Raw genomic sequence first — 18773 nt, forward strand, 5'->3', positions numbered from 1 at the left:
GACGGGCAATGGGGGTGGGCCGGCGGCGCGCCGCCTGCATCTTTCCCTTGCCTGCGGCCCGCCCTATCGTTGCCGCGACCCGCTTGCTTGAGGCCGCCGATGACCGACCGCTTTCGCCTGACCATCGCCCAGCTGAACGCCACGGTGGGCGATCTGGCCGGCAACGCCGCCAAGGCGCGCGACGCGTGGGAACAGGCACGCGCGGCGGGGGCCGACATGCTGGCCCTGCCCGAGATGTTCATCACCGGCTATCAGACGCAGGATCTGGTGCTGAAGCCCGCGTTCCTGCGCGACGCGATGGCGGCGGTGGAGCGGCTGGCCGCCGACTGCACGGACAGCCCCGCCATCGGCGTCGGCGGCCCCTGGGCCGAGGGGGGCAAGCTGCACAACGCCTGGCTGGTCCTGCAGGGCGGCCGCATCGCCGCCCGCGTCTATAAACACGAACTGCCCCACAAGGAGCTGTTCGACGAGCTGCGCCTGTTCGACCCCGGCCCGATCAGCGGCCCCTATGCGGTCGCGGGCGTCCGCATCGGGTCGCCCATCTGCGAGGATGCCTGGTGGCAGCCCGTGACCGAGACGCTGGCCGAGACGGGGGCCGAGATCCTGGTGGTGCCCAACGGCAGCCCCTATCACCGCGACAAGCTCGACCTGCGCATGGGCCACATGGTCGCCCGCGTCGTCGAAAGCGGGCTGCCGCTGGTCTATGTCAACATGGTCGGCGGGCAGGACGATCAGGTCTATGACGGCGCGTCCTTCGTGCTGAACCCCGGCGGCCACAAAGTCGTGCAGCTTGCCCCGTTCGAGGAGGCGCTGGCCCACGTCGATTTCACCCGTGGCGCGGATGGATGGCGGGCCGAACCCGGCCCGATGGTCCCGCAGCCCGACGCGTGGGAACAGGACTATCGCGCGATGGTGCTGGCGCTGTCGGACTATATGCGCAAGTCGGGGTTCCGCCGCGTGCTGCTGGGCCTGTCGGGCGGCATCGACAGCGCACTGGTCGCGGCCATCGCCGCCGACGCGCTGGGGCCGGACAACGTGCGGGGCGTGCGGTTGCCGTCGGAATATTCCAGCCAGCATTCGCTGGATGACGCCGCCGATCTGGCGGCGCGGCTGGGCATCCGCCTGGACACGGTGCCGATCAACGGCCCGGTCGATGCGGTGACGCAGGCGCTGGCCCCGGTGATGGCCGGGACCACGCCGGACCTGACCGAGGAGAACATCCAGTCGCGCCTGCGCGGGCTGCTGCTGATGGCGATGTCGAACAAGTTCGGCGAACTGCTGCTGACCACCGGCAACAAGTCCGAGGTCGCAGTCGGCTATGCCACCATCTATGGCGACATGGCGGGCGGCTATAACCCGATCAAGGATCTCTACAAGACGCGGGTGTTCCAGACCTGCCGCTGGCGGAACGAGAACCACCGCGACTGGATGCAGGCGCCGGCGGGCGAGGTGATCCCGCCGGTCATCATCGACAAGCCGCCCTCGGCCGAACTGCGCCCCGACCAGAAGGACGAGGATTCGCTGCCCCCGTATGAGGTGCTGGACGCGATCCTTTACGGGCTGGTCGAACGCGACGGGTCAGTCGCGGACCTTGTGGCGCAGGGCCACGACCCCCAGACGGTCAGGCAGGTCGAGCGGCTGCTGTATGGCAGCGAATGGAAACGCTATCAGGCGGCGCCCGGCCCGCGCGTGTCGCCGCGCGCGTTCTGGCTGGACCGGCGCTATCCGCTGGTCAACAAGTGGCGCGACCGGGGATAGGGCGGCGGCATCCCGCCGACGCGGCGTCGCAATGGGACAAGCGTGCGAACCTATGGGTTACACAACCAAAGTTGTGAAGATTATCGGGTGTTCCAGAGTCAGCCCCGGTCAGGACCATGATCCGGGCTGCCAGATCCGGCACCTTGGGACGGCCAAGACCACCGCCAACGTTTCGACGACGCCCACGAATCTGTTCCATCCCGCCTGACCCAACACCGGCATCCTGACCTTCGCGGAGGCCGCGGCTATTCATTGCCTTGCCGCTGGCACCCGGATCGAGAATGCGGACGGCCTGCGTCTGGCCGAACAGCCTGAACCCGGCGATCCGGTCAGGACCAACGGCCACAGGATGCAGCCGATCCGCTGGATCGGGTCCGAAAGGCCGCGCCGCGATGCCGGACGCCAATCCCGGCCAGCGGCCGATCCGCATCAAGGCGGGCGAGTTGGGCCAGCCGCTGGTCGTGGCGTGAACCGTCCGGCCGCAAGGGGGCGCGCGCAGCGGCGCGTGTGATCGGCTGCCACCGACCGCAAGGCCGTCGCATCGCGGGGGCCTTCGCGCTTGGTCCTAGACGATCACGCCGGACCGGACCTGTTCGCCCACCCCGAAGACGCGGCGGTAATGCGCGATCGCGTCCGCCGGGCCGGTCGCCTTGTTGGGGTTGTCCGACAGCTTGACGGTCGGCCTGCCATCCGCCGCGACCGCCTTGCACACCAGCGAGAACGGCGCCAGCCCGTCGCCCGGCACCAGCCCGCGAAAATCGTTGGTCAGCAGCGTGCCCCAGCCGAAGCTGACCTTGACGCGCCCGTGAAAGCGCCCGAACAGCGCCGCGATCTGGGCCACGTCCAGCCCGTCCGAGAAGATGACCAGTTTCTGCGTCGGGTCTTCGCCGCGCGATCTCCACCATTCGATGGCGTATTCCGTTGTCGCCACCGGGTCGCCGCTGTCCACCCGGATGCCGGTCCAGCCCGCCAGCCAGTCGGGCGCGCCCGACAGGAACCCCGGCGTCCCATAGGTGTCGGGCAGGATGATGCGCAGATTGCCGTCGTGTTCCTCGTGCCAGTCGGCAAGCACCTTGTAAGGGGCCTGCCGCAACGCCTCGTCCGTGTCGGCCAGCGCGGCATAAACCATCGGCAGTTCGTGGGCGTTGGTGCCGATCGCCTCGATGTCGCGGCGCATCGCGATCAGGCAGTTCGAGGTGCCGGTGAACCGGTTGCCCAGCCCCTCGATCAGCGCCTGCACGCACCAGTCCTGCCACAGGAAGGAATGACGCCGGCGGGTGCCGAAATCGGCGATGCGAAGATCGGGGCCGAGCGCCCGCAGCGCCTCGATCTTTTCCCAGATGCGGGTCATGGCGCGGGCATACAGCACCTGCAGCTCGAACCGGCCCAGATCCTTCAGCACGGCGCGCGACCGCAGTTCCATGATGATCGCCAGCGCCGGGATTTCCCACAGCATCACCTGAGGCCACGACCCCTCGAACGTCAGCTCATACTGGCCGTCGCGCTTTTCCAGGTGATAGGGGGGCAGGCGCAGCCCCTCCAGGAACTCCATGAAGTCGGGGCGGAACATCTGGCGCTTGCCATAGAACGTGTTGCCGCGCAGCCAGGTCGATTCGCCGCGCGCCAGCGACAGGCTGCGCACATGGTCCAGTTGCTCGCGCAGCTCGCCCTCGTCGATCAGCTCGGCCAGGCGGATGGATTTCGTGCGGTTGATCAGGCTGAAGGTGACGTTCACGTCGGGCCGGTTGCGGAACACCGACTGGCACATCAGCAGTTTATAGAAATCGGTGTCGATCAGCGACCTGACGATCGGGTCGATCTTCCACTTGTGGTTATAGACGCGGGTGGCGATGTCGGCGGTCGGGATCATCATGAAAGCGTCACCCCCGCGGCGCGCATCGCCGCCTGCGCCGCGGCGCGCGATCCGTTCAGGTCGATGGCGCGGGTCGCGTCCTCGACCACCGTGGCGCGAAAGCCAAGCCGGGCGGCGTCGATGGCCGACCAGGCGACGCAGAAATCATGGGCAAGGCCGACGAACGTCAGGTCTGCCAGCCCCCGGTCGCGCAGGTATCCTGCCAGCCCGGTGGGCGTCGTGCGGTCGTTGTCGAAGAACGCGGAATAGCTGTCGATCCGCGCCCGGAACCCCTTGCGGATCACCAGATCCGCCACGTCCACGGCCAGCCCCGGATGGAACGCGGCGCCGGCCGAGCCGATGACGCAGTGGCGGGGCCACAGCACCTGCGGGCCGTAAGCCATCGGCACGGTCGAGAACGGTTCGGCGCCCGCGTGGTTGTCGGCAAAGCTGGAATGGTCCGGCGGGTGCCAGTCCTGGGTCAGCACGACGGCGTCGAAATCGGGCATCAGGTCGTTGACCGCGCCCACGATCCCGTCCCCTCCGGCGACGGCCAGCGCGCCGCCCGGGCAGAAATCGACCTGCAGGTCGACGACGATCAACGCCCGCATGGCACCCCCCCCCGTTTTCGTTCGCCGGACCCTAGGAACGTCGGCCGGTTGCGTCAATGTCACGCGGCCGTTATGGGGCGCGGCATGCTGACCGTCGCCGCGCTTTATCATTTCGCCGCCCTGCCCGACGCGCCGGCCCGGCGCGACCCGCTGCTGGCGGCCTGCACGGCGGCGGGCGTGCGTGGGACGCTGATCCTGGCGGCCGAGGGCGTGAACGGCACCATCGCCGGCCCCGCCGAGGGCGTCGCGGCGGTGCTGGCCCATATCCGGGGATGGCCGGGCTTTGGTGGGCTGCGGTGGAAGGAAAGCCGCGCAGGCGCGATGCCCTTCGGCCGCATCAAGATCCGGCTGAAGCCCGAGATCGTGACGATGGGCCAGCCCGGCGTGGACCCCACGGCGCGGGTCGGCGCGCGGGTCGCGCCCGCCGACTGGAACGCGCTGATCGCCGCGCCCGACGTGGCGGTGATAGACACGCGCAACGCCTATGAGGTGGCGATCGGCACGTTCCGCGGCGCGGTCGATCCGGGCACACGCTCGTTCCGCGACTTTCCGGCGTGGTGGCGCGCCAACGCCGGCCGCTTTGCCGGAAAGCGCATCGCGATGTTCTGCACCGGCGGCATACGCTGCGAGAAATCGACCAACTTCCTGCTGGCCCAGGGCGTCCCCGAGGTGTTCCACCTGGACGGCGGGGTGCTGAAATACCTCGAGGACGTGCCGGTGGACGACAGCCTGTGGAACGGCGCCTGCTTTGTCTTCGACCGCCGCGTCAGCCTGACGCACGGGCTGGAACCCGGCGGCCATGTGCTGTGCCACGCCTGCCGCCGCCCGCTGGCCCCCGCCGACACCGCCCGCCCGGAATACGAGGAGGGCGTCGCCTGCCACCTGTGCGCGGACGAATACGGCGAGGCCGACCGGGCCCGGTTCCGCGAGCGCCAGCGGCAGGTGGACCGGGGCGAGCTGTTCGCCGGGTGAGGGCTCAGCCCTGCCAGTCCTCGCGCTGGTGGCGGATGCGCAGGATGAACGCGGTGCCGTCCGGCGCCACGTCCCACAGGATCACATGAGAGCCAGCGAGATGGCTGCGCGGGGCACCGGGCAGATGGCCCCGGACCGCCCCAAGCAGCGGATTGTCCCCGATCAGATCCAGCACGCGGTCCAGCCGGTCCAGATAGGCTTCGGCCTGTCGGCGACCGAATAGTGCGACACCTTCGATATAAAGCTGAAGATAATCCTCTTCGGCCGGCTCGCTGAGGATATGCCCCATTACTCGGCGAGAGCGGCGGCGCGCCTGCGCGCTTCCTGCCGCAACTCCTGCAGGGTGCGGGTGCCCGGACCGGCGGCCCGCGCCTCTTCCACCAGACGCTGCCAGCGGGCGATCTTCTCGGCCCGCTCCTGATCCCGGCGGATCAGGTCGCGGACATAGTCGCTGGCATTGGCATAGCGGTCCGAGGCGGACTGGCGTTCGACCCAGTCCTTCATCCCCTCGGGCAGCGAGACGTTCATCGTAGCCATGACACCCTCCGTTTGGCAAAGTTTGCCAAAACATCGCGAGGCTGTCCAGCCGTTCACCGCACCTGCCCCAGCCGCCCCGCCGCGAACGCGGCCATGTTCAGGATGTCGTTCACGGTGGAATTGGTGCCGCAGATCTGGATGGGCCGGGGCACCCCGGTCAGGATCGGACCGATCACCGTCGCGCCCGCCATTTCCTGCATCAGCTTGACGCTGATCGACGCCGAATGGCGCGCCGGGACGACCAGCACGTTGGCCGGGCCGGTCAGGCGCGAAAACGGGTATCGCGCCGCCTGTTCGGGGTTCAGCGCCACGTCCGCGGTCATCTCGCCCTCGTATTCGAAATCGGCGCCGCGGGCGTCCAGCACCCTTGGCGCCTCGGCCATCTTGGTCGCCCGCTCGCTGACCGGATAGCCGAAGGTGGAAAACGACAGGAAGGCCACGCGGGGTTCCAGCCCCAGGCCGCGGGCGACATGGGCGCCGCGGGTGGCGATCAGTGCCAGATCCTCGGCCTCGGGCCATTCGTGGACAAGGGTGTCGCCGATCAGCACGATCCGGCCCTTGTGCAGGACCGCCGTGATGCCGACCGCCCCGTCCTGCGGGCGCACGTCGAAGACCTGGCCCAGCTGCGCCAGCACATGCGGCCCCTTGCGCGTGGCCCCCGTCACCAGCCCGTCGCCATGCCCGTGCGCCAGCATCAGCGCGGCAAAGACATGCCGGTCGCGGTTGACCAGCTTGCTGGCATCCTCGCGGTCCACGCCCTGCCGCTGCAGGCGGCTGTAAAGGAAATCGTGATATTGCCCCAGCGCGGCCGAGGTCGCGGCATTCACGACGGTCAGTTCCCGCACCGCGTCGCCCAGACCGGCAAGGCCCAGCTTTTCGGCCACGTCGGCCTCGCGCCCGACGACCAGCGACTGGCCCATGCCGCCGCGCTGCCAGGCGACGGCCGCGCGCAGGACGCGCGGGTCGTCGCCCTCGGCAAAGATCATGCGCGCCTGCACCGACCGCGCGCGGGCGTGGATGCCCTGCAGGATCGCGGCGGTCGGGTCCATGCGCTGTTTCAGCGACTGGACATAGCCGTCCATGTCGATGATCGGCCGCCGCGCGACGCCGGTGTCCATGCCGGCCCGCGCCACCGCCGGCGGGACCACATGGATCAGCCGGGGATCGAACGGCGTCGGGATGATGTAATCGCGCCCGAAGGTCAGCTTGCGCCCATAGGCGACCGCGACCTCGTCGGGCACGTCCTCGCGCGCCAGTTCGGCCAGGGCGCGGGCGCAGGCGATCTTCATCTCGTCGTTAATCGCGCGCGCGTGGATGTCCAGCGCGCCGCGGAACAGATAGGGGAACCCCAGCACGTTGTTGACCTGGTTCGGGTAATCCGACCGCCCGGTGGCGACGATGGCGTCGGGGCGGACCTCGTGCGCCTCTTCGGGGGTGATCTCGGGGTCGGGGTTGGCCATCGCGAAGATGACCGGGTTCGGGGCCATCGACTGCACCATCGCCTGCGTCACCGCGCCCTTGGCCGACACGCCCAGGAACACGTCGGCGCCGCGCATCGCATCCTCCAGCGTGCGGGCCTCGGTCTGGGCGGCATGGGCCGATTTCCACTGGTTCATGCCCTCGGTCCGGCCCTTCCAGATGACCCCCTTGGTGTCGGCCATGATGCAGTTGTCGTGCCGCGCGCCCATCGTCTTGAGCAATTCAAGGCAGGCGATCCCGGCCGCGCCCGCGCCGTTCAGGACGATCTTCACGTCCTCGATCCGCTTGCCCGACAGTTCCAGCGCGTTCAGCAGCCCCGCCGCGCAGATCACCGCCGTGCCATGCTGGTCGTCGTGAAACACGGGGATGTCCATCAGCTCTTTCAGGCGGCTTTCGATGATGAAGCACTCGGGCGCCTTGATGTCTTCCAGGTTGATGCCGCCGAAGGTCGGGCCCATCAGCCGCACCGCCCGGATGATCTCCTCGGGGTCTTCGGTGTCCAGCTCGATGTCGATGGCGTTCACGTCGGCGAAACGCTTGAACAGCACCGCCTTGCCCTCCATCACCGGTTTGGACGCCAGCGCGCCCAGATTGCCCAGGCCCAGGATGGCGGTCCCGTTCGAGATCACGGCGACCAGATTGCCCTTGGTGGTATAGTCATAGGCCAGTTCCGGCCGCGCGGCGATCGCCTCGACCGGGACGGCCACGCCGGGGGAATAGGCCAGGCTCAGGTCGCGCTGGGTGGCCATCGGGGTGGACGGCACCACGTCGAACTTGCCCGGCCGCGGTTCCAGGTGATAGGCCAGCGCCTCTTCGGCGGTGATGCGCGATCTGCGCGGCGCGTTGCTGTCGGTCATTGCTTTCCCCTCGTTGCGCCAACTCTATGCGCCCGCGTCCCGCGGCAGCAACAGCCGCGACGCTGGAACGGCCCGCGCCCGCGTGCTAAGGGCACCGCGCAATTCCCGCGAGGCCACGATGACCGATCCCGACAGCTTGCGTTCCACCTGGCTTGCCCGCGTCGCCGAGGCCGAAGGCGTCACGGCGCTGGAGGAGGTGCGCCTGGCCGCCCTGGGGAAAAAGGGCGAGATCGCGCTGATGATGCGCGAACTGGGCCGCATGACCCCCGAGGAACGCCAGACGACCGGCGCCGCCCTGAACCGCGTCAAGGACGAGATCGACGCCGCGCTGCGCGCCCGCAAGCTGGCGCTGGACGACGCGGCGCTGGACGCGCGGCTGGCGGGCGAATGGCTGGACGTGACCCTGCCCGGCCGCCCGCGCCCGCAGGGCACGATCCATCCGGTGTCGCAGGTGATGGACGAGGTCACCGCGATCTTCGCCGACATGGGCTTTTCCGTGGCCGAGGGGCCGCAGGTCGAATCCGACTGGTTCAACTTCGACGCGCTGAACATCCCGCCCGAACACCCCGCGCGGCAGGAACACGACACCTTCTTCATGGCGCGCGCGCCGGGCGACGACCGCCCGCCCCACGTCCTGCGCACCCACACCAGCCCCGTGCAGATCCGCGCGATGCAGGCGATGGGCGCGCCCCTGCGCATCATCTGCCCCGGCCGCGTCTATCGCATGGACATGGACCAGACCCACACGCCCATGTTCCACCAGGTCGAGGGGCTTGCGATCGGCAAGGGCATCTCGATGGCCAACCTGAAATGGACGCTAGAAGAGTTCTGCCGCGCCTTCTTCGAGGTGCCCGAGGTCGAACTGCGTTTCCGCGCCTCGCATTTCCCCTTCACCGAGCCCTCGGCCGAGGTCGATATCCGCTGCGACTGGTCCGGCGGGCAGCTGAAGATCGGACAGGGGGATTCGTGGTTGGAGATCCTCGGGTCCGGCATGGTGCATCCCAAGGTGCTGGCCGCTGGGGGCATCGACCCGGCCGAGTGGCAGGGCTTTGCCTTCGGCATGGGCATCGACCGGATCGCCATGCTGAAATACGGGATTCCGGACCTGCGGGCGTTCTTCGAGAGCGACCTGCGCTGGCTGCGGCATTACGGGTTTGCAGCAGGGGATGTGCCGTCGGTGAGTGGAGGGTTGAGCAGGTGAAACGCGATGATGATTTTCTGCGTGATTTGTTGCTGAGCCTTGAAGCTGATCCTGAGTGGGTCTTTGTCCATCGCGCTCAACTTCTGAAATCAAGTGATCCAGGGAAGGCCCGCTACCACTTTGAGCTCGCTGCTGACGCTGGTTTAATAACGGATTTTTCTAGCGGGACCTTTCGGCTTACAAGCACCGGCCATGACTACTTGGCGGCAATAAAAGATAACGGTATTTGGGCTAAGACTAAGGAAGTCGTAGCCGAGCAGGGCGGCTCTGCTTCACTAGAGATCATGAAAAACATCGCTGTTGCTTTTGTGAAGAAGCAGATTGAGCAACGAACCGGCTTGATAGTTTGATGACAAGATTGCGGCGGATAAGAAGTATGTTCGTGCCCTTCTTGGCTAAGATTGCTGGTTACGAGCGTAGCCGCGAAGGTCACTGGGTCGTAGGAGCGGCAACCGGGATCGGTGTGGCTGGTATGGGCGCGAATGCCCTGTTGTCGGCTCTCGGTTTTTCTGCGGTAGCGCATAGTTCCGGCGCCGCAATCTTGACTGGTGCCGGCGGCTACATTGCAGGCACATACGGGATTGCGTCCATTATCGCGTTTTTGTCTGCTCCAGTAATCCTCATGACCTTTGTGGTGTGTTCTACTTATGGGCTTTTCGTTTTGGTAAAGCGCAAGCTTCGGAGAAAAAAATGAAACTCACCCTCTCCTGGCTCCGTGACCATCTCGACACCACGGCCACCCTGACCGAGATCACCGACGCGCTGACCGACCTCGGGCTCGAGGTGGAGGAGGTCGTCGATCCCGCCGCGAAGCTTTCCGCCTTCACCATCGCCCGGATCACCCATGCCGAGCCGCATCCCGACGCCGACCGGCTGCGGGTGCTGCGGGTGGAAACCAATCAGGGCGAGAAGCAGATCGTCTGCGGCGCGCCGAATGCGCGGGCGGGGCTGGTGGGCGTGCTCGCCAGGCCCGGCGACTATGTGCCGGGGATCGACACGACGCTGGGCGTGGGAAAGATTCGCGGTGTCGAATCCCACGGCATGATGGCCTCGGAACGCGAGCTTGAACTCAGCGACGAGCACGACGGCATCATCGACCTGTCCTCGGGGGCTGTCGGGCAGCGCTTCGTGGACTGGCTGGCCGAGAACGCGCCCGACAGGATCGACCCGGTGATCGAGATCAAGATCACGCCCAACCGCCCCGACGCGCTGGGTGTGCGCGGCGTCGCGCGCGATCTGGCGGCGCGGGGCCTCGGCACGCTGAAACCGCTGCCGGTCGCCCCGGTCGCCGGCAGCTTCGACAGCGCCGTCACGGTCGCCATCGCGCCCGAGGCCGCGGCGCAGGCCCCCCATTTCACCGGGCGTCTGATCCGCGGCGTCACCAACGGCCCCAGCCCCGACTGGCTGCAACGGCGGCTGCGGGCGATCGGGCTGCGCCCGATTTCCGCGCTGGTGGATATCACCAACCTCTTCACCTTTGACCTGAACCGGCCGTTGCACGTCTTTGACGCGGCCAAGGTCTCGGGCGGGCTGACCGTGCGGCACGCGCGCGCGGGCGAAACGCTGCTGGCGTTGGACGGCAAGACCCATGCGCCGCGCGACACCGATCTGGTGATCGCCGACGACCACGGGCCGGAAAGCCTGGCCGGGATCATGGGCGGCGAGGGGTCCGGCGTGACGGAAGCCACCACCGACGTGTTCCTGGAAAGCGCCTACTGGCAGCCCATCGGCATCGCGGCGACGGGGCGCGCGCTCAGGATCAACTCGGACGCGCGCTATCGCTTTGAACGGGGCGTCGACCCGGCGTTCACCCGGCCGGGGCTGGAACTGGCGACGCGGATGATCCTTGATCTGTGCGGGGGCGAGCCGTCGCACGTCGTCGAGGCGGGCGCCGCCCCGGACCACGCCCGCGCGTATCGGCTGGACGCGGGCCGCACGCAAAGCCTGGTCGGCATGGACATCCCCGAGGCGGATCAGCGCGCCACCCTGGCCGCGCTGGGGTTCCGGCTGGACGGCGACTTGGCCCATGTGCCCAGCTGGCGCCCGGATGTGCAGGGCGAGGCCGATCTGATCGAGGAAATCGCCCGCATCGCCAGCCTGACCTGCCTGCAGGGCCAGCCCCTGCCCCGTCCGCGCGCGGGCGTGCCGCTGCCGGTGCTGACGCCGCTGCAGCGCCGCGAAAGCGCCGCGCGGCGGATGGCGGCTGCCCTGGGCTATAACGAATGCGTCAGCTACAGCTTTATCGCGCAGGACGCGGCGGCGCTGTTCGGCGGCGGCACCGACGCGGTCAGGATCGAGAACCCGATCAGCTCGGAAATGAGCCACCTGCGCCCCGACCTGCTGCCCGGCCTGCTGGCGGCCGCGGCCCGCAACCAGGCGCGCGGCTTTGCCGATCTGGCGCTGTTCGAGGTGGGGCCGGTGTTTTCCGGCGGCGAGCCGGGCCAGCAGGCGGTGCAGCTGTCGGGCCTGCTGGTCGGCGCCAGCGCCGCCCGCGACCCGCACGGCAGCCGCCGGACGGTGGATCTGTATGACGCCAAGGCGGATGCCGAGGCGATCCTGTCGGCCCTTGGCGCGCCCGCCCGCGCGCAGATCGACCGCAAGCTGGACGGCTGGTGGCACCCCGGCCGCGCCGGCAACATCGCGCTGGGGCCGAACCGGCTGGCGACATTCGGCGAGGTGCATCCCCGCATCCTGCGCGCGATGGACGTCAAGGGACCGGCGGTCGCCTTCACCGTCCACGTCGCCAACGTGCCGCTGCCCAAGGTCAGGACGCCCACCCGCCCGGCGCTGGCAGTCAGCGACCTGCAGCCGGTGGACCGCGACTTTGCCTTTGTCGTGGACGACCGGGTCGAGGCGCTGGCCATCGTCAACGCGGCCCAGGGCGCGGACAAGGCGCTGATCGAAAGCGTGCGGGTGTTCGACCAGTTCACCGGCGACAAGGCGCAGGCGCAGATGGGGCCGGGGAAAAAGTCGGTCGCCATCACCGCCCGCCTGCAACCCCGCGACAAGACCCTGACCGACAAGGACATCGAGGCGGTTGCCGCGAAGATCGTCGAAAAGGTCGGCAAGGCGACGGGCGGCACGCTGCGGAGCTGATCCGTCGCATGGTGGGCGGCGTCGCGGATTGCGGGCCGCCCGCCTGATCGCCGCAGGCCGGCGCGTGGCCTGCCGGTCGGATCATCGTCGGTGGCCGCGGCTCGCGGGCCGTCCGCCTGATCGCCGCAGGCCATGCGCGCGCGGCCTGCCGGGGAGATCGGGTCATCGTCGGCGGCGTCGCGGCTGGGGGGCGTCCCTGATCGCCGCAGGCTGGGCACGCGCGGCCTGCCGGTCACATCATCGGCGGCGTCGTGGCTCGCGGGCCATCCGCCTGATCGCCGCAGGCCGGGCGCGCGCGGCCTGCCGGTCGGGTCATCGTCGGCGGCGTCGCGGCTTGCCACGGTCCGTCGCCTGACCGCAACCCAACCGGGCGCGCGGGTTCGCATCCCAGCGGGACGGCGGGCCGGTGCCCATGCGGCCCCGCCCGCCCCCGGGCCGCGACCCAGGCGACGCGACCTCAGGCGTCGGATGCGGCGGGGATCGTCAGCCCCTTCGCGACCGCCGGGCGGGACGTGAAGGCGTCGATCCAGCGCGCGATGTTGCGGAAATCGTCCAGGCCGACCAGCTCATGCGCCTCGTATCCGGTGCGCAGGTTGCGCACCCAGGGCGCAAGGGCGATGTCGGCGATGGAATATTCGCCCGCGATCCAGTCCTGCCCGTCAAGCTGGCGGTCGATCACGCCCAGCAGGCGCCTGGCCTCGTCGACATAGCGGGTCAGCGGGCGCTTGTCCTCGATCTCGGTGCCCTTGTAGCGGAAGAAATAGCCGATCTGCCCGAACATCGGCCCGACGCCGCCCATCTGGAACATCAGCCACTGGATGGTGTGATAGCGCGCCGCCCCCTCGGGCGGCAGGAACCGGCCCGTCTTGTCGGCCAGATAGATCAGCATCGCCCCCGATTCCCACAGGCCGATCGGCTGCCCGCCCGGCCCGTCCGGGTCGATCATGGCGGGGATCTTGTTGTTGGGGTTCAGCGACAGGAACTCGGGCGTCATCTGATCCTCGGGATTGCCGATGCTGATGCGGTGGACGTCATAGTCCAGCCCGCATTCCTCAAGCATGATCGACGCCTTGACCCCGTTCGGCGTCGGCAGGCTGTAAAGCTGGATCACGCCGGGGCGGCGCGGCGGCCAGCGGCGGGTGATCGGAAAGTCTGAGAGATCGGCGGCCATCGGAAATCCCTTGTCTGGGCAGAGTTGCCGAATATCAACTAGGCCCGCGGGCGATCCGTTTCAAACTGCCCGAACACGGGGGACAGGACATGATCAAGGAATTCCGCGACTTCATCGCCAAGGGCAATGTCATGGACATGGCCGTGGGCATCATCATCGGCGCGGCCTTCACGGCCATCGTCACGTCGATGGTGGACGACCTCATCAACCCCATCCTCAGCCTGATCACCGGCAACACGGATTTCTCGGGGAACTATGTCGTCCTGAAAGGCACCGCGCCCGACGGCGCGCCGCTGGCCGCGGCCAAGGATGCGGGCGCGACGGTCTGGGCCTATGGGTCGTTCTTCACGGCCGTTCTGAACTTTCTCATCATCGCGTTCGTGGTGTTCCTGCTGGTCAAGGCGGTGAACCGCATCAAGGAATCCGCGATGCGCAAGGAACAGGCGCAGGCATCCGCCGCCGGCCCCTCGCAAGAGGCGCTGCTGGCCGAAATCCGCGACCTGCTGGCCAGCCGCCCGCAGGTGTGAGGGGCGCAGGTCTGATGCGCGCAGGTCTGGCGGGGTGCAGGTCAGACGGGGCCGCAGGTCTGGCGGGCGCAGGTCTGATGGGCGCAGGTCCGGGGCGCGCGGGTCAGCCCCCCAGCGCCTGGTCGGGGGTCACGGCCGCGATCCCCAGCGCCTCACCCACCGGGGGCGAGGTCAGGGTGCCGGCATGGACCGCCAGCCCCGCGCGCAGATGCGGATCGGCCGCCAGCGCCTGCCGCCACCCGCCCGCCAGCGCCAGCACATAGGGCAGCGTGGCGTTCCCCAGCGCCTGCGTCGCCGTCCGCGCCACCGCGCCGGGCATGTTGGCCACGCAATAATGCATGATGCCGTCCACCTCATAGATGGGGTCCTGGTGGGTCGTGGCGCGCGACGTCTCGAAACAGCCGCCCTGGTCGATGGCGACGTCCACCAGCGCCGCGCCGGGCAGCATCGTCGAAAGCTGCGCGCGCGACACCAGCCGGGGCGCGGCGGCGCCGGGGATCAGCACCGCGCCTATCACCAGATCGGCCGTGGGCAGCAGGTCGGCGATGGCGCCCGCGCTGGAATACTGCGTCGTCAGCTTGCCCATGAAGATGTCGTCCAGATAGCTCAGCCGCGCGACGTTGCGGTCCAGCACCGTGACGTTCGCGCCCATGCCGACCGCGACCCGCGCCGCCGCCGTCCCCACGACGCCGCCGCCGATGATGACGACGCGCGCGGGCCGCACCCCCGGCACGCCGCCCAGCAGGACGCCGCGCCCGCCGTTCGCCTTTTGCAGCGTCCACGCGCCCACCTGCGGGGCAAGCCGGCCCGCCACCTCGGACATCGGCGCCAGCAGGGGCAGGCCGCCGCGCGCGTCGGTCACGGTTTCATAGGCGATGGCGGTCACGCCCGCCGCCAGCAGGTCGCGGGTCTGGTCGGGATCGGGGGCAAGGTGCAGATAGGTGAACAGCACCTGCCCCGCCCGCAGCATCGCGCGTTCCGCCGCCTGCGGTTCCTTGACCTTGACGATCATCCCGGCCTCGGCGAACACCGCCGCCGCGTCGGTCGCGATGCGCGCGCCCGCCGCCGCATAGGCCTCGTCGGCAAAGCCCGACCCCAGCCCCGCGCCGGACTGGACCAGCACGTCATGGCCGCGCCCGACCAGTTCACGCGCGGCGTCCGGGGTCAGCCCGACGCGGTATTCCTGCGGCTTGATCTCTGTGGGGCAACCGATCTGCACGGGCGACTCCTGTTGATGGGATGGCCCGATGCTGTCACGGGGCAGACACAAGTTTCTGCTTATCTGCGCGCGGTTGTCAGGCTAAATCGCCGGTATGCGGGGATTATCCGGCAGGAACCGAAGGATCTGCGACGATGGAGCATCTGGACGCGACCGATCGCCGCATCCTGTCGGTCCTGCAAAAAGACGGGCGGATCAGCAACGCCGACCTTGCGGCGCGGGTGAACCTGTCGGCCAGCGCCTGCCACCGCCGCGTCCAGCGGCTGGAGGAGGCGGGGTTCATCGCCGGCTATGTCGCGCTGCTGAACCCGCGCAGCCTGGGGCGGACCACCACCGTCTTCGTGGAAATCACCCTGTCGGGGCAGGCCGACGAGGTGCTGGACGCGTTCGAGAAGGCCGTCCGCACCATCCCCGACGTGCTGGAATGCCACCTGATGGCCGGCACCGCCGATTATCTGGTCAAGGTGCTGGCCGCCGACACCGACGACTTTGCCCGCATCCACCGCCAGTATCTGTCGCGGCTGCCCGGCGTGGCGCAGATGCATTCCTCGTTCTCGCTCAGGACGGTGCTGCAGACGACGGCGCTGCCGGTCTGAGGGGCGCCCGCGGGGTGCCGCCCCCCGCAGGCGCGCGCCTATCCCTTGGGCCGGAACGCCGCGATCCGCGCCGGGTCCGTCTCGATCCGGGCCGCGCCGATCAGGTCCAGGCAATAGGGCACGGCCGCGAAGACCGCGTCCAGGCAGGTGCCGATGGCGGCGGGCTTGCCCGGCAGGGTGATCATCAGGCAGGCGTCGCGGATGCCGGCGGTCTGGCGCGACAGGATCGCGGTCGGCACGCCCTCGGCCAGCGACGCGCGGCGCATCTCGTCGCCAAAGCCGGGCAGTTCCTTCTCGATGACGTCGGCCAGCGCCTCGGGCGTCTCGTCGCGGGGTGCGGGGCCGGTGCCGCCGGTGATCAGGATCAAATCGGCGCCGTCGCCGTCGGCCAGCTTGCGCAGGGTTACGGCCAGCCCCTCGCGGCCGTCGGGGACGATATGGCGGGCGATCTCGACCGGCGAGGTGACGTTGGCGCGCAGCCATTCCTCGGCGGCGGGGCCGCCCTTGTCCTGATATTCGCCCCGGCTGGCGCGGTCCGACACGGTGACGATGGCGATGCGGGCGGTCTGGCGTTGGGTCATGCGGGGCCTGGCGGTTAGGGGACGGCGCGCGGCGGCCCGGACGGCCGCCGCGGCCCATCCTGCCCCGGCGACGCGGCAAAGGAAACCGCCCCGGGCGCACCGGCAACCCCTCCCCGCCGGTTCAAGTTTGCGCGCGCAGCCCCGGCGCGCGGCGCGCCCAAGGCCCGCCCGGCGTTGCGACAGCCGGAAAACCGTGCGAAGAACGGCCAAGATGGCTCAGTCAGGTTCCCCCTCGATGATCGATTTCCAGCAGCGCCGCACGATGATGGTGGACACCCAGGTCCGCCCCAACGACGTCACCCGATATCCCGTGATCGCCGCCATGCTTGACGTCCCGCGCGAGGATTTCGTGCCCGACGCCCGCCGCGACATCGCCTATTCCGGCGAGAACGTGGACCTGGGCCACGGCCGCGTCCTGCTGGAACCGCGCACGCTGGCCAAGATGATCGACGCGCTGGACGTGCAGCCGACCGATCTGGTGCTGGATGTGGGCTGTGGGCTTGGCTATTCCGCGGCCGTGCTGGGGCGGCTGGCGCAGGCCGTCGTGGCCGTCGAGCAGGACGCCGAGATGGGCGCCGCGGCACAGACGCGGCTGGCGGCCAGCGGCGCGGACAACGTGGCCGTCGTGCAGGCGAAACTGACCGCGGGCGCAGCCGCCCAGGCCCCCTATGACGCCATCCTGGTCGGCGGCGGGGTCGAGCAGATGCCCGACGCCATCGCCGACCAGCTGGCCGAAGGCGGCCGCATCATCGCCCTGTGGGTCGAAGGCGCGCTGGGGACGGTGCGGCTGGGCACCCGCATCGACGGGCGGGTGGTCTGGCGCTTTGCCTTCCACGCCCATGCCCCGGTCCTGCCCGGCTTTGCCCATCAACGGGGATTCGCGTTGTGAGCGCGCTGCGCAAGGCCATGCTGGCCACCGCCCTGGTGCTGGCCGCCCTGCCCGCCCGGGCCGAGACGCTGGCCGACGCGATGGTCGCCGCCTATCGCCATTCGGCGCTGCTGGACCAGAACCGCGCCCTGCTGCGCGCCGCGGACGAGGATGTGGCCGTGTCGATGGCCGCGCTGCGCCCGATCGTGCAATGGGCCGCCTCGCACAATTTCCAGCGCACCGACGGGGTCGAGTCGGTCCAGACGACCGCGCAGCTGGTCGCCCAGATGACGCTGTATGACTGGGGCCGCAACCAGCTGGCCATCGACATCGCCAAGGAAAACGTCCTCGCCACCCGTGAATCGCTGATCGCGGTGGAACAGGACGTTCTGCTGACCGCCGTGCAGGCCTATCTGGACGTGCGGTCGGCCGAACAGCAGGTCGCGTTGCAGGAAAACTCGGTCAACGTGCTGGGCCAGGAACGCCAGGCCGCGCAGGACCGCTTTGACGTGGGCGAGATCACCTCGACCGACGTGGCGCTGGCCGAGGCGCAGCTGGCCGCCACCCGCGCGGGGCTGGCCGCCGCGCAGGGCGCGCTGGAAATCGCGCGCGAGAACTATCGCACCGCCGTCGGCCGCTCGCCCGGCGATCTGGCCAGCCCCCCGCCCCTGCCCAAGCGGCCGGAGTCGGTCGAGGCGGCGCAGGCGTCGGCGCGCGGCACCCATCCGGTCGTCCGCCAGGCGCAGCGCGCGGCGGCGGCGGCCGAGCTGCAGGTCGCGGCGGCGGCGACCGAACGGATGCCGACCGTGACCGGCAGCGCGGGCCTGTCGGCCACCCGTCAGCCGCAGGCCACGCGCGGTGCCTTGGGGTTGGCCACCGGGGTCGAGGCGAACAATTCCGCCACGCTCTCGGCCTCGATCCAGATGCAGCAGACGCTGTATTCCGGGGGCCGCCTGCCCGCCGCGCACCGCCGCGCGATGGCCAGCCGCGATGCGTCGCGCGCGACGCTGCTGAACTCGGCCCGGCAGGTCAGCCAGGCCGTGGGCACCGCCTGGGCGAACATCGACGTGGCCCGCGCGCAGATCCGGGCGATCAACGAACAGATCTCGGCCGCGCAGCAGGCCTATGAGGGCGTGCGCGAAGAGGCGACGCTGGGCGCGCGCACCACCCTGGACGTGCTGGACGCCGAGCAGGATCTGCTCGAGGCGCGGGCGGATGCGATCACGGCGGAAGCCAATCTGCAGTTAGCACATTATCAACTTTTGGCTGCTATGGGGGTCTTGACGGCAAAAGACCTGAAGCTGGGGATACCCACCTATGACCCATCGGCCTATTACAACGCGGTGCGCGACGCGCCCTATACCAGCCGCCAGGGCGAGAACCTGGACCGCGTGCTGCGCGCCATCGGCAAGGACTGACGGGCGGGGCCGGTCCGCCGGCCCGCAAGG

The 18773-nt window shown here is 69.3% G+C and carries 19 protein-coding genes; 11 read left to right on the plus strand and 8 right to left on the minus strand.

From position 1 onward, the window contains the following. The first annotated feature begins 99 nt into the window (after window positions 1-99). Together EPA64_RS13255 and EPA64_RS17105 are read left to right on the plus strand one after the other, a co-directional pair. Window positions 100-1758: an NAD+ synthase gene (locus EPA64_RS13255; protein ID WP_134726835.1), complete on the plus strand. Its 1659-nt coding sequence runs from the start codon at window positions 100-102 to the stop codon at window positions 1756-1758. Between the two features lie 247 nt (window positions 1759-2005). Beyond that, window positions 2006-2269: a Hint domain-containing protein gene (locus tag EPA64_RS17105; RefSeq protein WP_425467036.1), complete on the plus strand. Its 264-nt coding sequence runs from the start codon at window positions 2006-2008 to the stop codon at window positions 2267-2269. 54 nt (window positions 2270-2323) lie between these two features. On the opposite strand, the gene pncB is transcribed toward EPA64_RS17105, so the two are convergent. After that, a complete protein-coding gene (pncB, locus tag EPA64_RS13265) occupies window positions 2324-3631 on the minus strand; it encodes a nicotinate phosphoribosyltransferase (RefSeq protein WP_134726836.1) in 1308 nt (435 codons plus the stop codon). Further along, the gene (pncA, locus tag EPA64_RS13270) at window positions 3628-4221 is read right to left on the minus strand and encodes a bifunctional nicotinamidase/pyrazinamidase (RefSeq protein ID WP_134726837.1); all 594 of its coding nucleotides are present in this window, start codon (window positions 4219-4221) and stop codon (window positions 3628-3630) included. The genes pncB and pncA overlap by 4 nt, the downstream gene beginning before the upstream one ends. 84 nt (window positions 4222-4305) lie before the next feature. On the opposite strand from pncA, the gene trhO reads away from it, so the two are divergent. Continuing rightward, the gene (trhO, locus tag EPA64_RS13275; RefSeq protein WP_134726838.1) at window positions 4306-5193 is read left to right on the plus strand and encodes an oxygen-dependent tRNA uridine(34) hydroxylase TrhO; all 888 of its coding nucleotides are present in this window, start codon (window positions 4306-4308) and stop codon (window positions 5191-5193) included. A 4-nt stretch (window positions 5194-5197) separates the two neighbouring features. Here the strand turns inward: trhO and EPA64_RS13280 are convergent, their stop codons facing one another. From EPA64_RS13280 to EPA64_RS13290, 3 genes are read right to left on the minus strand one after another with little or no spacing between them, the layout of a single operon-like run. Continuing rightward, on the minus strand, window positions 5198-5482 hold the full coding sequence (locus tag EPA64_RS13280; RefSeq protein WP_134726839.1) for a type II toxin-antitoxin system RelE/ParE family toxin: 285 nt from the start codon (window positions 5480-5482) through the stop codon (window positions 5198-5200). Beyond that, the gene (locus EPA64_RS13285) at window positions 5482-5730 is read right to left on the minus strand and encodes a type II toxin-antitoxin system ParD family antitoxin (RefSeq protein WP_134726840.1); all 249 of its coding nucleotides are present in this window, start codon (window positions 5728-5730) and stop codon (window positions 5482-5484) included. Before EPA64_RS13285 ends, EPA64_RS13280 begins: the two co-directional genes overlap by 1 nt. A gap of 53 nt (window positions 5731-5783) precedes the next feature. After that, a complete protein-coding gene (locus tag EPA64_RS13290) occupies window positions 5784-8066 on the minus strand; it encodes an NADP-dependent malic enzyme (RefSeq protein ID WP_134726841.1) in 2283 nt (760 codons plus the stop codon). A 118-nt stretch (window positions 8067-8184) separates the two neighbouring features. On the opposite strand from EPA64_RS13290, the gene pheS reads away from it, so the two are divergent. Genes pheS through pheT form a run of 4 tightly spaced genes read left to right on the plus strand, consistent with a single transcriptional unit; the run spans window position 8185 to window position 12363 of the window. Continuing rightward, complete coding sequence (gene pheS, locus EPA64_RS13295) at window positions 8185-9267, plus strand: phenylalanine--tRNA ligase subunit alpha (protein WP_134726842.1); 1083 nt, start codon at window positions 8185-8187, stop codon at window positions 9265-9267. Next, a complete protein-coding gene (locus EPA64_RS13300) occupies window positions 9264-9617 on the plus strand; it encodes a DUF2513 domain-containing protein (RefSeq protein WP_167626674.1) in 354 nt (117 codons plus the stop codon). The genes pheS and EPA64_RS13300 overlap by 4 nt, the downstream gene beginning before the upstream one ends. A 26-nt stretch (window positions 9618-9643) precedes the next feature. After that, window positions 9644-9961: a hypothetical protein gene (locus tag EPA64_RS13305; RefSeq protein WP_134726844.1), complete on the plus strand. Its 318-nt coding sequence runs from the start codon at window positions 9644-9646 to the stop codon at window positions 9959-9961. Then, on the plus strand, window positions 9958-12363 hold the full coding sequence (gene pheT / locus EPA64_RS13310) for a phenylalanine--tRNA ligase subunit beta (RefSeq protein WP_134726845.1): 2406 nt from the start codon (window positions 9958-9960) through the stop codon (window positions 12361-12363). Before EPA64_RS13305 ends, pheT begins: the two co-directional genes overlap by 4 nt. 457 nt (window positions 12364-12820) lie before the next feature. Here pheT and EPA64_RS13315 read toward each other — a convergent pair whose 3' ends face one another. Beyond that, window positions 12821-13534 carry a glutathione S-transferase C-terminal domain-containing protein gene (locus EPA64_RS13315; protein ID WP_134726846.1) on the minus strand — a complete coding sequence of 238 codons (714 nt, stop codon included), beginning with the start codon at window positions 13532-13534 and terminating at the stop codon, window positions 12821-12823. 89 nt (window positions 13535-13623) lie between these two features. On the opposite strand from EPA64_RS13315, the gene mscL reads away from it, so the two are divergent. Next, entirely contained in the window at window positions 13624-14061 is a 438-nt protein-coding gene (mscL, locus tag EPA64_RS13320; protein ID WP_134726847.1) for a large conductance mechanosensitive channel protein MscL, read from the plus strand. Window positions 14062-14164: 103 nt separating this feature from the next. Here the strand turns inward: mscL and ald are convergent, their stop codons facing one another. Next, entirely contained in the window at window positions 14165-15280 is a 1116-nt protein-coding gene (ald, locus tag EPA64_RS13325) for an alanine dehydrogenase (RefSeq protein WP_134726848.1), read from the minus strand. A gap of 134 nt (window positions 15281-15414) precedes the next feature. Between ald and EPA64_RS13330 the strand changes: the two genes are divergently transcribed. After that, a complete protein-coding gene (locus EPA64_RS13330; protein WP_134726849.1) occupies window positions 15415-15876 on the plus strand; it encodes an Lrp/AsnC family transcriptional regulator in 462 nt (153 codons plus the stop codon). Between the two features lie 38 nt (window positions 15877-15914). Here EPA64_RS13330 and mog read toward each other — a convergent pair whose 3' ends face one another. Continuing rightward, window positions 15915-16457: a molybdopterin adenylyltransferase gene (gene mog / locus EPA64_RS13335; RefSeq protein WP_134726850.1), complete on the minus strand. Its 543-nt coding sequence runs from the start codon at window positions 16455-16457 to the stop codon at window positions 15915-15917. A gap of 235 nt (window positions 16458-16692) precedes the next feature. Here mog and EPA64_RS13340 point away from each other — a divergent pair, with 235 nt between their 5' ends. Continuing rightward, entirely contained in the window at window positions 16693-17346 is a 654-nt protein-coding gene (locus tag EPA64_RS13340; RefSeq protein ID WP_134726869.1) for a protein-L-isoaspartate O-methyltransferase family protein, read from the plus strand. After that, window positions 17334-18743: a TolC family outer membrane protein gene (locus tag EPA64_RS13345; RefSeq protein WP_425467037.1), complete on the plus strand. Its 1410-nt coding sequence runs from the start codon at window positions 17334-17336 to the stop codon at window positions 18741-18743. Before EPA64_RS13340 ends, EPA64_RS13345 begins: the two co-directional genes overlap by 13 nt. Window positions 18744-18773: the final 30 nt, after the last annotated feature.

This window comes from Paracoccus luteus (assembly GCF_004522155.1).
GTDB lineage: Bacteria > Pseudomonadota > Alphaproteobacteria > Rhodobacterales > Rhodobacteraceae > Paracoccus > Paracoccus luteus.

Bases quoted from the DNA above. Each gene is read 5' to 3' on its own strand.
- mscL (WP_134726847.1), top strand. From the start codon at position 13,624: ATGATCAAGGAATTCCGCGACTTCATCGCCAAGGGCAATGTCATGGAC.
- pheS (WP_134726842.1), top strand. From the start codon at position 8,185: ATGACCGATCCCGACAGCTTGCGTTCCACCTGGCTTGCCCGCGTCGCC.
- EPA64_RS13305 (WP_134726844.1), top strand. From the start codon at position 9,644: ATGTTCGTGCCCTTCTTGGCTAAGATTGCTGGTTACGAGCGTAGCCGC.
- mog (WP_134726850.1), bottom strand. From the start codon at position 16,457: ATGACCCAACGCCAGACCGCCCGCATCGCCATCGTCACCGTGTCGGAC.
- EPA64_RS13285 (WP_134726840.1), bottom strand. From the start codon at position 5,730: ATGGCTACGATGAACGTCTCGCTGCCCGAGGGGATGAAGGACTGGGTC.
- EPA64_RS13340 (WP_134726869.1), top strand. From the start codon at position 16,693: ATGATCGATTTCCAGCAGCGCCGCACGATGATGGTGGACACCCAGGTC.
- EPA64_RS13280 (WP_134726839.1), bottom strand. From the start codon at position 5,482: ATGGGGCATATCCTCAGCGAGCCGGCCGAAGAGGATTATCTTCAGCTT.
- EPA64_RS13255 (WP_134726835.1), top strand. From the start codon at position 100: ATGACCGACCGCTTTCGCCTGACCATCGCCCAGCTGAACGCCACGGTG.
- pncB (WP_134726836.1), bottom strand. From the start codon at position 3,631: ATGATGATCCCGACCGCCGACATCGCCACCCGCGTCTATAACCACAAG.
- EPA64_RS13315 (WP_134726846.1), bottom strand. From the start codon at position 13,534: ATGGCCGCCGATCTCTCAGACTTTCCGATCACCCGCCGCTGGCCGCCG.
- EPA64_RS13330 (WP_134726849.1), top strand. From the start codon at position 15,415: ATGGAGCATCTGGACGCGACCGATCGCCGCATCCTGTCGGTCCTGCAA.
- pheT (WP_134726845.1), top strand. From the start codon at position 9,958: ATGAAACTCACCCTCTCCTGGCTCCGTGACCATCTCGACACCACGGCC.
- EPA64_RS13290 (WP_134726841.1), bottom strand. From the start codon at position 8,066: ATGACCGACAGCAACGCGCCGCGCAGATCGCGCATCACCGCCGAAGAG.
- trhO (WP_134726838.1), top strand. From the start codon at position 4,306: ATGCTGACCGTCGCCGCGCTTTATCATTTCGCCGCCCTGCCCGACGCG.
- pncA (WP_134726837.1), bottom strand. From the start codon at position 4,221: ATGCGGGCGTTGATCGTCGTCGACCTGCAGGTCGATTTCTGCCCGGGC.